Here is a 15,615-nt window from a genome sequence, read left to right on the forward strand (position 1 = left end):
GAGTGACGTCGATGCCCGACAACGAGGAAAAGCTGCTCGACTACCTCAGGCGGACGACAGCGGAGCTGCGCGAGACGCGGCGGAAGCTGCGTGACGCGGAGGAGGCCGCGCACGAGCCCATCGCGATCGTCGGCATGGCGTGCCGGTATCCGGGGGGCGTGCGTACGCCGGAGGACCTGTGGGACCTGGTCGCCGCCGGACGCGACGGGATCGGCGGCTTCCCCACGGACCGGGGCTGGAACGTGGGGGAGCTGTACGACCCGACCCCGGGCACGCCGGGCCGGTCGTACACCCGCGAGGGTGGCTTCCTGCCCGACGCCGCGGACTTCGACGCCGAGTTCTTCGGGATCAGCCCGCGCGAGGCGTTGACCACGGACCCGCAGCAGCGGCTGCTGCTGGAGACCTCGTGGGAGGCGTTGGAGAACGCGGGCATCGACCCGGTGGGGCTGCGGGGCAGTGCCACCGGCGTCTTCGCCGGGATGATGTACCACGACTACACGGGCAACAGCTCCACGGGCTCGATCGCCTCGGGCCGGGTGGCGTACACGTTCGGGCTGGAGGGGCCGGCGGTCACCGTCGACACCGCCTGCTCGTCGTCGCTGGTCGCCCTGCACCTCGCCGGGCAGGCGCTGCGCAACGGCGAGTGCACGCTGGCGCTGGCCGGCGGCGTGACGGTGATGGCGACGCCGGAGACGTTCATCGAGTTCTCCCGGCAGCGCGGGCTGTCGCCGGACGGCCGCTGCAAGTCCTTCGCCGCCGCCGCCGACGGGACCGGCTGGTCCGAGGGCGTCGGCGTGCTCGTGCTGGAGCGGCTGTCGGACGCGCGGCGCAACGGCCACCGCGTGCTGGCGGTGGTCCGGGGCACGGCCGTCAACTCCGACGGGGCCTCGAACGGCCTGACCGCCCCGAACGGGCCGGCGCAGCAGCGGGTGATCCGGGCCGCGCTGGCCAACGCGCGGCTGTCGGCGAGCCAGGTCGACGTGGTCGAGGCGCACGGCACGGGCACCGTCCTGGGCGACCCGATCGAGGCGCAGGCGATCCTGGCCACCTACGGGCGGGACCGGGACCGGCCGCTGTGGCTGGGGTCGATCAAGTCGAACATCGGTCACACCCAGGCCGCGGCCGGCGTCGCCGGGCTGATCAAGATGGTGGGCGCGCTGCGGCACGGGCTGCTGCCGCGCACCCTGCACGTCGACGAGCCGTCCCCGAAGGTCGACTGGTCGGCGGGGGCGGTGTCGCTGCTGACCGAGCCGGTGGCGTGGCCCGCCGGCGACCGCCCGCGTCGTGCCGCCGTGTCGTCGTTCGGCATCAGCGGCACCAACGCGCACGTGGTGCTGGAGGAGCCCGAGCCGGCCGAGGCCCCCGAGCCGGTCGCCGTGGCCGAGCCGCCGGTGATCCCCTGGGTCCTCTCCGGACGGACGCCGGAGGCGGTACGGGCACAGGCCGCGCGCCTGGCCGGCGCGGTGGCGGGCCGCGACCCGCAGGACGCCGGGTTCGCCCTGGCCGTCGGGTTCACGCTGGCCGTCGGGCGCACCGCGTTCGAGCACCGCGCCGCGGTGGTGGGCCGCGACCTCGCGGAGCTGGTACGCGCGCTGGAGGCCGGCGTGCAGCCGACCGCCGCCGGCACGGGCGGGCGGCTCGCCTTCCTGTTCACGGGGCAGGGGGCGCAGCGGCCGGGCATGGGCACCGAACTCGCCGCCGCGTACCCCGTCTTCGCCACCGCCTTCGACGAAGCCTGCGCCGCCCTCGACAAGCACCTCGACCGGCCGCTTCGCGACGTCATCGACACCGACGAGCTGCACCGGACCGGCTACACCCAACCCGCCCTGTTCGCCTTCGAGGTCGCCCTGCACCGACTCCTCGAATCCTGGGGCGTCCACCCCCACGCCGTCGCCGGACACTCCATCGGCGAACTCGCCGCCGCCCACGTCGCCGGCGTCCTCGACCTCACCGACGCCGCCACCCTCGTCGCCGCCCGCGCCCGCCTCATGCAGGCCCTCCCCGCCGGCGGCGCCATGATCGCCGTCGAGGCCACCGAGGAACAGGTCACCCCCCACCTCACCGGCACCGTCGGCATCGCCGCCGTCAACACCGCCACCAGCCTCGTCATCTCCGGCGACGACACCGCCACCCGCGCCGCCGCCGACGCACTCGCCGCCCAGGGGCACCGGACGAAGCGCCTCACCGTCTCGCACGCCTTCCACTCCCACCTGATGGACCCCATGCTCGACGACTACCGGGCCGTCGCCGCGTCCGTCACCCACCACGAACCCCGCATCCCCCTCGTCTCCACCGTCGACGGCCGACCACTGCGACCCACCGCCGACCACTGGGTCGACCAGGTCCGCCAGGCCGTCCGCTTCCACGACGCCGTCACCACCCTCACCACCACCCACGACGTCGACACCTTCCTCGAGATCGGCCCCGACACCGTCCTCGCCACGGCCGCCGCCACCGGCGACGCCACCGCCATCGCCACCACCCGCCGAGGACAACCCGAGACGCACACCCTCACCAGGGCCGTCGCCGCCCTCCACACCCGCGGCGTCCCGGTCGACTGGCCCACGTTCTTCGCCGGCGCCCGGACCACGGAGTTGCCGACTTACCCCTTCGAACGCCAGCGGTACTGGGCGGAGAACGCCGCCGCGACCGGGGCGGCGAGCCGGCTCGGGCTCGCCGACACCGAGCACCCCCTGCTCGGCGCGGCCGTCGCGCTGCCCGACTTCGACGGCGTCGTCTACACCGGCCGGCTGTCGACCGGCACCCACCCGTGGCTCGCCGACCACGTCGTCGCGGGCGTCGTGCTCGTTCCCGGCGCGGCGCTCGTCGAGCTCGCGGTGCACGCCGCGGACGCGGTCGGCTGCCCGGTGCTGGAGGAGTTGACCACGGTCGCCCCGCTGGTCCTGCCCACCGACGGCGCGGTGCAACTGCGGCTGCGCGTCGGCGAGCCGGACGAGGAGGGCCGCCGCACCGTCGAGATCCACTCGCGCGGCGAGCACACCGGGAGCTGGACGGCGCACGCCACCGGACTCGTCGCCGCAGAAGCGGTCACTGCGCCCGACACCGTGACCGAGTGGCCCCCCGCCGACGCCCGGCCGGTCGACCTGACCGACGCCTACGACCGGCTCGCCGACTCCGGCTACGAGTACGGGCGGGCGTTCCGTGGCGTCACGGCGGTGTGGGAACGCGGCGACGAACTGTTCGCCGAGGTCACCCTCCCCGAGGCGGACGAGCGGTTCGCGCTGCACCCCGCCCTGCTGGACGCGGCGCTGCACGCCCCGCTGCTGGCCGACCCCGCCGGCACGGGCAACACCGTGCTCCCGTTCTCGTGGCAGCAGGTCGTGCTGCACGCCACGAACGCCACCGCCCTGCGGGTCCGCATCGCCCCCGTCGATTCCGGCTGGGCGATCACCGCGACCGACGGCACGGGCGCCCCCGTGGTGTCGGTGGGCAGGCTGGAGACCCGGCCGGTCGGCGCGCTCGACGCCCGCCCGACCCACCACGACTCGCTGTACGAGCTGACCTGGACCCCCGTGCCGGCCGCCGCAGGGCAGGACGGGGACGTACGGCTGCTCGACACGACCACGTTCCCGTCCGCCCCCGCCCCGGCGGACACCCCGGCCGGCGTCCGCGCCGTGCTGCACCGCGTCCTCGACGAGCTCACGTCGTGGCTGGCCGAACCCGCCGGCTCCCGCATCGTCGTGCGTACCCGCGGCGCGGTGGCCCTGCCCGGCGAGGACGTCACCGACCTCGCGGGCGCCGCCGTGTGGGGGTTCGTCCGCTCGGTCCAGGCCGAGCACCCCGACCGCGTCGTCCTGGTCGACGGCGACGTGCTGCTGGCCGACGACGAGCCGCAGCTCGTGGTCCGCGACGGCGTCCCGTACGCCGCCCGGCTGGCCCGGGCGGCCACCGCCGACCCGGTCGCCACGGACCTCGGCGCCGGGACGGTGCTGGTCTCCGGCGCGTCCGGCGCGTTGGGCGCGGTGGTGGCCCGGCACGTGGTGGCGGTGCACGGGGTGCGCGACCTGCTGCTGGTGTCCCGCCGTGGCGCGAGCGCCCCGGGCGCCGAGGAGTTGGCGGCGGAGCTGACCGCGTCGGGCGCGTCGGTGCGCTGGGCGGCCTGCGACGTGGCCGACCGGGACGCAGTGGCGAAGCTGGTCGCCGGCTGCGACCTGTCGGCGGTCGTGCACGTCGCCGGCGTGGTGGACGACGGTCTGCTGGCGTCGTTGTCGCCGGAGCGCCTCGACCGGGTGCTGGCGCCGAAGGTGGACGCGGCGTGGCACCTGCACGAGGTGACGGCCGGGACGCCCCTGTCGGCGTTCGTGGTGTTCTCGTCGGCGGCGGGCGTGTTCGGCAACGTGGGCCAGGCGGCGTACTCCGCCGCGAACGCGTTCCTGGACGCGCTTGTCGTGCGACGCCGGGCGGCCGGCCTGACCGGGCAGTCCCTGGCGTGGGGCATGTGGGACGGGGGGATGGCGGGCGAGCTGACCGGCGCGGAGCGGCAGCGGCTGGCCCAGGCGGGCGTACGCGCCCTGCCGGTCGACGAGGGCCTGCGCCTCTTCGACGCCGCGCTCACCTGCGCCGCGCCGGTCCTCGTACCCATCGGGCTCGACCTCGGTGTGGTCGACGGTCCGCTCTACCGCGGCCTGGTCCGTCCCCGGACCCGGCGGGCGGCGTCCACCGGCGACGGCCTCGCCGCGCGCCTGGCCGGCCGGTCCGGACCGGAGTGCGCGGACCTGCTGCTGGACCTGGTCCGCACGAACGTCGCGACGGTGCTCGGGCACCGCGACCCCGACGCCGTCGACCCCGGCCGCGCCTTCACCGAGCTGGGCTTCGACTCGCTCGCCGCGCTGGAACTGCGCAACCAGCTCAACGCCGCGACCGGCCTGCGGCTGCCCGCCACCCTGACCTTCGACCGGCCCAACACCCGCGCGGTCGCGGAGCTGCTGTACGAGCGGCTCGTCCCCGACACCGGCAGCGACGGCGGGCTGCCGGAGGACGAGGTCCGCCGCATCCTGCTCGCCATCCCCCTCAGCCGGCTCCGGGACGCCGGCCTGATGGACAGCCTGCTCGAACTGGGCGGCGTCCGGGTCGCCGCCGCCGAGCCGGACGCCGCACCCAGCGGATCCATCGACGACATGGACGCCGACGCACTGATCAGCATGGCGCTCGCCGACCTCGGTGAAGCGACGACGGAAGCGGGGAGCTGACCACATGGCCAACTCGGAGGAGAAGCTCGTCACCGCGCTGCGGGCCTCGCTCAAGGAGAACGAGTGGCTGCGGGAGCAGAACCGCAAGCTCAACTCGACGCTGCGCGAGCCGATCGCCATCGTCGGCATGGCCTGCCGCTACCCCGGTGGGGTGCGGACCCCCGACGACCTGTGGAACCTCGTCGCCGCCGGCGGGGACGGCATCACCGGCTTCCCCACCGACCGCGGCTGGAACGTCGCGGAGCTCTACGACCCCACGCCCGGCACGCCGGGACGGTCGTACACCCGCGAGGGCGGCTTCCTGCACGACGCGGCCGAGTTCGACCCGGAGTTCTTCGGGATCAGCCCGCGCGAGGCGTTGACGATGGACCCGCAGCAGCGGCTGCTGCTGGAGACGTCGTGGGAGGCCCTCGAGAACGCCGGCATCGACCCGACCGGGCTGCGCGGCAGCGACACGGGCGTCTTCGCCGGGATGATGTACCACGACTACGCGGAGAACAACGCCACCGGCGCGATCGCCTCCGGCCGGGTGGCGTACACCTTCGGCCTGGAGGGGCCCGCCGTCACCGTCGACACCGCGTGCTCGTCGTCGCTGGTGGCCCTGCACCTGGCCGTGCAGGCCCTGCGCAACGGCGAGTGCTCGCTCGCGCTGGCCGGCGGGGTCACCGTGATGGCGACCCCGGAGACCTACGTCGCGTTCTCCAAGCAGCGCGGGCTGTCGCCGGACGGCCGGTGCAAGTCCTTCGCCGCCGCCGCCGACGGCACCGGCTTCGCCGAGGGCGTCGGCATGCTGATCGTGGAGCGGCTCTCCGACGCCCGGCGCAACGGGCACCAGGTGCTCGGCGTCGTCCGCGGGACGGCGGTCAACCAGGACGGCGCCTCCAACGGCCTGACCGCCCCGAACGGGCCGGCGCAGCAGCGGGTCATCCAGGCGGCGCTGGCCAACGCGCGGCTGTCGGCCAACCAGATCGACGTGGTCGAGGCGCACGGCACCGGCACCACCCTGGGCGACCCGATCGAGGCCCAGGCCATCCTCGCCACCTACGGCCAGGACCGGGACCGGCCGCTGTGGCTCGGCTCGGTCAAGTCCAACATCGGCCACACCCAGGCCGCCGCCGGCGTCGGCGGCATCATCAAGATGGTGCTCGCCATGCGGCACCGGCTGCTGCCGAAGACGCTGCACGTGGACGCCCCCAGCGACCAGGTCGACTGGACCGAGGGCTCGGTCGACCTGCTGACCGAGGCCGTCGCCTGGCCCCGGGGCGCGGAGCCGTCCCGCGCCGGCGTCTCGTCGTTCGGCGTGAGCGGCACCAACGCCCACGTGATCATCGAGGAGCCGCCCGCGCCGGAGGCCGCGCAGCCCGGCGTGGCGGCGACCGGGCCGGTGCCCTGGGTGGTGTCCGGCCGTACGCCCGAGGCCCGGCGCGAGCAGGCGGCCCGGCTGGCAGCCCACCTCGACCTGCACCCCGCCGCCCCGGCCGACGTCGCCGCCGCCCTGGCGACCCGCGCCCGGTTCGAGCACCGGGCGGTCGTGATCGGCGCGGACCCCGCCGAGCTGCGGGCCGGCCTGGCCGCCGTCGCGGCGGACGAACCCGGGCCGACCGTCGCCACCGGCGCCGCGCTGGGCGACGAGCCCCGCGTCGTCTTCATGTTCCCCGGGCAGGGCTCGCAGTGGGCGGGCATGGCCGTCGAGCTGATGGACACCGCCGAGGTGTTCGCGGACCGGATGGACGAGTGCGCGCGGGCCGTCGACGCGTTCACCGACTGGTCGCTGCTGGACGTCGTCCGGGGCGTGCCCGGCGCGCCGTCGCTCGACCGGGTGGACGTGGTGCAGCCCGTGCTGTTCGCCGTGATGGTGTCGCTCGCGGCGCTGTGGCGCTCGTACGGCGTGCGGCCCGCCGCCGTGGTGGGGCACTCGCAGGGCGAGATCGCCGCCGCCGTCGTCGCCGGCGCGCTCACCCTCGACGACGGCGCCCGCGTGGTCGCGCTGCGCAGCCGGGCGATCGCCGCCGGGCTGGCCGGTCGCGGCGGCATGGCCTCGGTGGCGGCGCCCCGGGCGGACGTGGAGGCGCTGCTCGCCCGGTGGGGCGAGCGGATCTCCGTCGCGGCGGTCAACGGTCCGGCCGCCACAGTCGTCTCCGGCGAGCCCGACGCCCTCGCCGAGCTGCTGGCCGCGTGCGAGGCCGACGGCGTGCGGATGCGGATGATCCCCGTGGACTACGCCTCGCACTCCGCGCAGGTCGAGGCCATCCGGGACGAGCTGCTGCACGTCCTCGCCGACGTCCGGCCGCGAAGCGCCGACGTGCCGCTGTACTCCACGCTCACCGGCGAGGTCGTCGACACCGCCACCCTCGACGCCGACTACTGGTACGCGAACCTGCGCGGCACGGTCCGGTTCGAGGACGCCATCGACCGCCTGCTCGCCGACGGGCACGACGTCCTCGTGGAGATCAGCCCCCACCCCGTGCTCGGCATGGGGGTACGCGAGATCCTGGACCGCGCCGACGCCCCGGCCGCGCTCGTCGGCTCGCTGCGGCGCGACGAGGGCGGCCTGTCGCGCTTCCTGCTCTCCCTGGCCGAGGCGTACGTGCGCGGGGTCGCCGTCGACTGGTCCCCGCACACCCGCGGCGTCCCGGCCCCGCTGCCGACGTACGCGTTCCAGCACCAGCGGTACTGGCAGCTCGCGGCGGCGTCCGCCGTGGACGCCCGCGGCCTCGGCATCGACGTCGTCGGCCACCCGCTGCTCGGCGCCGCGCTCACCGTCCCGGAGCGGGACCTCGTCGTGCTCGCCGGCCGGATCAGCCTGGAGACGCACCCGTGGCTGGCCGACCACGCCGTCCTGGACACCGTCCTGCTGCCCGGCACGGCGCTTGTCGAACTGGCCGTCCGCGCCGGCGACGAGGTCGGCTGCCCGGCCGTCGAGGAACTCGTCATCACCGCCCCGCTCGTCGTGCCGGCGCACGGCGGGGTGGCCCTGCGGCTCACCGTGGAGGCACCGGACGAGCACGGCCGCCGCGCGCTCGGCGTCTACGGGCAGACCGACACCGAGGCGAGGATCGGCATGTGGACCCGGCACGCCACCGGTGTCCTCGCCGCCGCCACGGCAGCGGGGGAGCAGCTCACCGAGTGGCCGCCCGCCGACGCGCTGGCCGTCGACCTCGGCGACCTGTACGACCGGCTCGCCGGGCTCGGCCTGCGGTACGGCCCGGTGTTCCAGGGCCTGCGGGCCGCGTGGCGGCGCGGCGACGAGACGTACGCCGAGGTGGCCCTGCCGCAGGGCGTGGACGTCGACGGGTTCGGCCTGCACCCGGCGCTGTTCGACGTCGCCCTGCACGCGCTCGCCGCGGACGTCGGGGACGGGGCGGCGAAGCTGCCGTTCTCGTGGAACGGCGTGACGCTGCACGGGGCCGGCGCGACGAGCCTGCGCGTCCGGCTCACCAGGACGGGGGCGGACAGCGCGACCCTGCTCCTCGCGGACCACACGGGCGCCCCCGTCGCCTCCGTGGCGGCGCTCACCGTACGCACGGTGGCCCCCCAGGCGCTCAAGGGACGCAGCGGCTTCGTCGAGTCGCTGTTCCGGCTGGAGCAGATGCCGCTGCCCGCCGGCCGGGGCGAGCGCGGCACGTGGCAGACGCTTGGCGACACGGCGGTCTTCGGCGCGCCGCCGGTGGCGCTGGCCGACGTGGCCGCCGACACGCTCTTCCTGCCGTGCTTCTCCGCCGCGCCCGGCATCGCCGCGGTGCCCGACCTCACGGCGTACGCGCTGAGCGCGATCCAGCAGTGGCTCGCCGATCCCCACCAGGCCGAGACCAGGCTCGTCGTGGTGACCCGCCCGGACGACCTCGCCGGCGCGGCGGTGCACGGCCTGGTCCGCTCCGCGCAGGCGGAGAACCCGGAGCGGATCGTCCTGCTGGAGGCCGACGACACCGCCGACGAACTGGTGGCGGCGGCGCTGGCGACGGGCGAGCCGGTGCTCACCGTCCGCGACGGCGTGGTGCGCGCGCCCCGCCTGGCCCGGGTGCCCGAGCAGGACGTCGCCGGGCCGGCGGTGTTCGGCCCGGACAGCCGGGTGCTCGTCACCGGCGGCACCGGCACCCTGGGCGGGCTGGTCGCCCGCCACCTGGTCACCGGGCACGGCGTACGCGACCTCGTGCTGACCAGCCGCCGCGGCCTCGCCGCCGCCGGCGCGGAGGAACTGCGCGACGAACTCGCCGAGCTGGGCGCGACCGTGACGGTGCTGGCCTGCGACGTCGCCGACCGCGACCAGGTCGCGGCGCTGCTGGCGGACCACCCGGTCACCGGCGTCGTGCACACGGCGGGCGTGATGGGCGACGCCACCATCGCCACGCTCACCCCCGAGCAGCTGGCCGCGGTGCTGCGACCCAAGGTGGACGCGGCCTGGCACCTGCACGAGCTGGCCGGGGACGTCACCGCCTTCGTGCTGTTCTCCTCGGCCGCCGGCATCTTCGGCAGCCCCGGCCAGGGCGCGTACGCCGCCGCGAACGCGCTGCTCGACGCGCTCGCGGCGCGGCGCCGGGCCGCGGGACTGCCCGCCCACTCGCTCGCCTGGGGGCTGTGGGCCGAGCGCAGCGAGATGACCGCCGACGTGGGCGGCGCGCAGCTGGGCCGGATGGCGCGCAGCGGCATGAGCGAGCTGTCCAGCAAGGACGGGTTGGCGCTGTTCGACGCCGCGGTCCGGTCGGCCGACGCGCTGCTCGCGCCGGTGCCGGTGGACCTCGCCGCGTTCGGCCGCGACGACCGGGAACCGCCGGCGCTGCTGCGCGGCCTGGTCCGCGCCCCGGCCCGCCGGGCGGTGGGCGGCTCCTCCCTCGCCCAGCGGCTCGCCGAGGTGCCCGGCGAGCGCTGGACCGAGGTCGTGCTGGAGGTGGTGCTCACCCGGGTCGCGTCCGTCCTCGGCTACGCCCGGGCGGACAAGCTGCCTGCCGGCCGCCCCTTCAAGGAGCTGGGCTTCGACTCGCTCACCGCGCTCGACCTGCGCAACCAGCTCGGCGCGGCGACCGGGCTGCGGCTGCCGGCCACCCTGGTGTTCGACTACCCGACGCCGGAGGCGCTGGCCGGGTACCTGGTGTCGCAGTTGGCCGGCGGGCGGACCGCGACGGCGGACGTCGCCGTGACCCGGCACGACCACGAGCCGGTCGCGATCGTCGGCATGGCCTGCCGCTTCCCCGGCGACGTGCGTACGCCCGAGGACCTGTGGCGGCTGCTGGTGGGCGGCGGCGACGCGATCGGGCCGTTCCCCGGCAACCGGGGATGGAACCTCGACGCGCTCTTCGACCCCGACCCGGACACGCCGGGCACCAGCTACGTCGACCGGGGCGGCTTCCTCCACGACGCGGCCCACTTCGACCCCGGCTTCTTCGGCATCTCCCCGCGCGAGGCGCTGGCGATGGACCCGCAGCAGCGGCTGCTGCTGGAGACCTCGTGGGAGGCACTGGAGCGGGCGGGCATCGACCCGACCAGGCTGCGCGGCAGCCGGACCGGGGTGTACGCGGGCGTCATGTACAACGACTACGGCACCGTGCTGAGCGCCTCCGCCGAGTCGGTCGACGGGTTCCTCTCCACCGGCAACTCCGGCGGCGTCATCTCCGGCCGGATCTCGTACACGCTCGGGCTGGAGGGCCCGACGATGACCGTCGACACCGCCTGCTCGTCGTCGCTGGTCGCCCTGCACCTCGCCATCTCCGCGCTGCGCAACGGGGAGTGCTCCCTCGCGCTCGCCGGTGGCGTGTCGGTGATGTCGACGCCGGGCACCTTCCTGGAGTTCTCCCGGCAGCGCAACCTGGCCCCCGACGGGCGGTGCAAGTCGTTCGCGGGCGCGGCCGACGGCACGTCGCTCTCCGAGGGCGTCGGCGTGCTGGTGGTCGAGCGGCTCTCCGACGCCCGGCGCCACGGGCACCCCGTACTGGCCGTGGTGCGCGGCTCGGCCGTCAACTCCGACGGCGCCTCCAACGGGCTCACCGCACCCAACGGGCCGTCGCAGCAGCGGGTGATCCGGGCCGCCCTGGCCGACGCGCGGCTGTCCCCGTCCGAGGTCGACGTGGTCGAGGCGCACGGCACCGGCACCACGCTTGGCGACCCGATCGAGGCGCAGGCCGTCCTCGCCACGTACGGCCAGGACCGGGCCACGCCCGTGCTGCTCGGTTCGGTCAAGTCGAACCTCGGGCACACGCAGGCCGCCGCCGGCGTCGCCGGCATCATGAAGATGGTGCTGGCGCTGCGGCACGGCGTGCTCCCGCAGACCCTGCACGTGGACGAGCCCTCGCCGCACGTGGACTGGTCCACTGGCGCGGTACGCGTCGCCTCGGAGACCGTCCCGCTCACCGCCGCCGACCGCCCGCTGCGGGCCGCCGTGTCGTCCTTCGGCATCAGCGGCACCAACGCCCACGTCGTACTGGAGCAGGCCGACCCGGCGCCGCCGGCCGACGAGCCGGCCGTGCCGTTCACGCCGTGGCTGCTCTCCGCGCGGACCGAGGAGGGGCTGCGGGAGCAGATCCCGCGGCTGCGCGCCCACGTCGCCGCCGACCCGACGCTGCGTCCCGTCGACGTCGCGTACACCCTCGCCACCGGGCGGGCCGGGTTCGCGCACCGCGCGGTGCTGCTCGGCGACGAGGTGGTGACCGGCACGGCCGACGGCGGGAAGCTCGCCATGGTCTTCACCGGGCAGGGGTCGCAGCGGGTCGGCATGACGGCGGAGCTGATGGCCTTCCCCGCGTTCGCGGCGGCGTTCGACGAGGTGTGCGGGGAACTGGACCGGCACCTTGAGCGGCCGTTGCGGGAGGTGTTGGACACCGAGGAGGTGCATCGGACGGGGTGGGCGCAGCCGGCGTTGTTCGCGGTGGAGGTGGCGCTGTTCCGGTTGTTCGAGTCGTGGGGGGTGCGGCCGGACTTCGTGGCGGGGCACTCGATCGGTGAGTTGGCGGCGGCGCACGTGGCGGGGGTCTGGTCGCTGGCCGACGCCGCGAAGGTCGTCGCCGCCCGCGGCCGGCTGATGCAGGCGCTGCCCACCGGCGGCGCGATGGTGGCCGTACGCGCCACCGAGGACGAGGTCGTCCCGCTGCTCTCCGACGCCGTGGCGATCGCCGCCGTGAACGGGCCGGAGTCGGTGGTGCTCTCCGGCGACGAGACCACCACCCTCGCCGTGGCCGAGAAGCTGTCGGGGAAGGGCCGCAGGGCGCGGCGGCTGACCGTGTCGCACGCGTTCCACTCGCCGCTGATGGACCCCATGCTCGACGAGTACCGCGCGGTGGTGGCCCAGGTGGAGTGCCGGGAGCCGGCCGTCGCGCTGGTCTCGACCGTCACGGGCGGGCCCACCACGCTGGACGCCGAGCACTGGGTGCGGCAGGTGCGCGAACCGGTCCGGTACGCCGACGCGGTCGCCACGCTGGCCGCGTCCGGGGCCACCACCTTCCTGGAGATCGGCCCCGACGCGGTGCTGACCGCGCTCGGGCGCAACGTGGCCGACGGCGAGTGGATCCCGGCGTGCCGCAAGGGCCGCGCCGAGCCCGAGACCGTGGCCACCGCGCTCGCCCGGCTCGCGGTGCGCGGCACGCCCGTCGACTGGTCCTCGGTGGTGCCGGGGCGGACCGTCGAACTGCCCACGTCCGCGTTCCAGCACCAGCCGTACTGGCCCCGGGCGGGCGCCGGCACCGGCGACGCGAGCGGGCTGGGCCAGACGCGGGCGAACCACCCGCTGCTGGGCGCGGCGGTCGAGCTGCCGGACGGCGGCGCGGTCTTCACCGGCCGCCTCGCGTTGACCACCCACCCGTGGCTGGCCGACCACGCGGTGGCGGACCTGGTGCTGCTGCCCGGTGCGGCGCTGGTCGAGCTGGCGGCCCACACCGGCCGCGAGGTCGGCTGCCCGCGCGTCGAGGAGCTGACGTTGGAGGCGCCGCTGGTGCTGCCGGACTCCGGCGGCGTCCAGGTGCGCGTGACGGTGGGCGAACCGGCGCCGGACGGCGGCCGGGAGGTGGGCGTCCACTCGCGGAATGAGGACGGGGACGGGTGGACCACCCACGCGGTGGGCCGGCTGACCCCGGCCGGGGCCGCCGGCGCCGACCTGCGGGCCTGGCCGCCGGACGCGGAGCCGGTCGACGTCGCCACGGCGTACGACGACCTGTTCGCGCGCGGCCTGCGCTACGGCCCGGTCTTCCAGGGCCTGACCGCGGCGTGGCGACGCGGCGACGAGGTGTTCGCGGAGCTCACCCTGCCCGAGCAGGCCCACGACGACGCCGGCCGCTTCGGTCTGCACCCGGCGCTGCTGGACGCCGTCCTGCACGCGGTGGCGTCGACCGGCGACGGCGACCCGGTGCTGCCGTTCTCGTGGCGCGGATTCACCGTGCACGCGGCGGGCGCCGACCGGCTGCGGGCCCGGATCGTGCCGGGCGACGGCACGGTGGCCATCACCCTGGCCGACGCGACCGGCGCCCCGGTGGCCTCGGTCGAGGCGCTGGCGGTACGCCCGGTGTCGCCCGAACAGCTGGCGGCGCTGCGCCGCGACCGGCACGAGTCGCTGCTGCGCCTGGACTGGACGCCGCTGACCGGGTCGCCCCGGCCGCGCACCCTCGCGGTGCTCGGGGAGCGGATCGACGGCCTCGACGCGACCGCGTACCCGGACCTGGCGGCCCTCGCCGCCGCCGTCGACGCCGGCGCCGCGGTGCCCGAGGTGGTGGTGGCGCGGTGCGCCCCGGACCGGGGCGTCGCGGGGGACGCGCGGGCCCGTGCGGCCACCCACCAGGTCCTCGCCCTGGCGCAGCAGTGGCTCGCCGACGAGCGGTTCGCCACCGCCCGCCTCGCCGTCCTGACCGGCGGCGCGGTGGCCACCCGGCCCGAGGACGACGTCACCGACCTCGCCGGGGCGGCGGCCTGGGGCCTGGTCCGCTCCGCCCAGTCCGAACACGGCGACCGGTTCGTCCTGGTCGACGTCGACGACGACCGGGCCGCCGGGACGGGTCTGTCGGCCGCGCTCGGCTCCGACGAGCCGCAGCTCGCCGTCCGCGGCGCCGACGTCCTGGTGCCCCGCCTGGCGCGGGCCGGCGCCACCGACGAGACCGCCGCGACCGCGTTCGAGGGGACCGTCCTGGTCACCGGCGCCACCGGCGCGCTCGGCCGGCTCGTCGCCCGGCACCTGGTCACCCGGCACGGCGTACGCGAGCTGGTGCTGGTCAGCCGCAGCGGCCCCGCCGCCGAGGGCGCGGCCGAGCTGCGCGACGAACTCGTCGCCCTGGGGGCCGAGGTCACCGTCGCCGCGTGCGACGTCGCCGACCGGGCCGCCCTCGCCGCGCTGCTGGCGGCGCACCCGGTGCGCGGCGTGGTGCACACGGCCGGCGTCGTCGACGACGCCGTCATCTCCTCGCTCACCCCCGAGCGTGTCGACCGGGTGCTGCGGCCCAAGGTCGACGCCGCGACGAACCTGCACGAGTTGACCGGGGACCTGACCGCGTTCGTGCTGTTCTCCTCGGCCTCCGGGGTGCTCGGCGGCCCCGGCCAGGGCAACTACGCCGCCGGCAACGCCTACCTGGACGCGCTCGCCCAGCACCGGCGGGCGAACGGCCTGCCGGCCGTGTCGCTGGCCTGGGGCCGCTGGGAGCAGGCGGGCATGGCGGAGCAGCTGACCGAGGCCGACCTGCGGCGCATGTCGCGCTCCGGCGTCGGTGCGCTCGGAGTCGAGGAGGCGCTGGAGCTCTTCGACGCGGCGCTGCACACCGGGGGCATGGTGGCGCCCATCAAGCTCGACCACCGGGCCCTGCGGGAACGCGCCGTCGCGGGCATGGTGCCACCGGTGCTGAGCGGGCTGGTCCGGGTGCCCGCCAGGCGTACGGCCGGCGCCGACGCGGGAGCGGCCGACGCGCTGCGGCAGCGGCTCGCCGGCCGGGACGCCGAGGAGGCCGAGGCGATCCTGCTCGACCTGGTGCGTACCCAGGTGGCGGGGGTGCTGGCCTACCCGGACCCCGGCGCGGTCGCCGCCGACCGACCGTTCAACGAGCTCGGCTTCGACTCGCTCACCGCGGTCGAACTGCGCAACCGGGTGAACGCGGCGACCGGGCTGCGACTGCCCGCGACGCTGGTGTTCGACCACCCCACGTCGAAGGCCCTCGCCGCGTACCTGCGGGCCGAACTCTCCGGCGAGGCGGGCGACACCAACGCGGTGCTGGCCGCGTTCGCCGAACTCGACCGCCTCGAGGCGGTCCTGTCGGACGTCGACGAGCAGTCCCGCACCCGGCTGACGCTGCGGCTGCGCGACGTGCTCTCGAAGCTGGGCGGCGAGCCGGCGTCCACCGGCAACGACATCGAATCCGCGACCGACGACGAGGTCTTCGCTCTCATCGACAGCGAGCTGGGGATCTCATGACAGTGCGAGGAGGGCGACCGTAGTGGCCAACGAGGA

General features: G+C 76.1%; 2 protein-coding genes. Both read left to right on the forward strand.

Annotated elements, in window-relative coordinates; all coding sequences use genetic code 11:
* Positions 1–2: 2 nt before the first annotated feature.
* On the forward strand, positions 3–5,210 hold the full coding sequence (locus ACGFNF_RS28605) for a type I polyketide synthase (RefSeq protein WP_393171907.1): 5,208 nt from the start codon (positions 3–5) through the stop codon (positions 5,208–5,210).
* Positions 5,211–5,214: 4 nt separating this feature from the next.
* The gene (locus tag ACGFNF_RS28610; protein WP_357578073.1) at positions 5,215–15,579 is read left to right on the forward strand and encodes a type I polyketide synthase; all 10,365 of its coding nucleotides are present in this window, start codon (positions 5,215–5,217) and stop codon (positions 15,577–15,579) included.
* Positions 15,580–15,615 lie beyond the last annotated feature (36 nt).

It is taken from the genome of Micromonospora sp. NPDC048868 (assembly GCF_043198195.1).
GTDB classification, from domain to species: Bacteria; Actinomycetota; Actinomycetes; order Mycobacteriales; family Micromonosporaceae; genus Micromonospora; species Micromonospora reichwaldensis.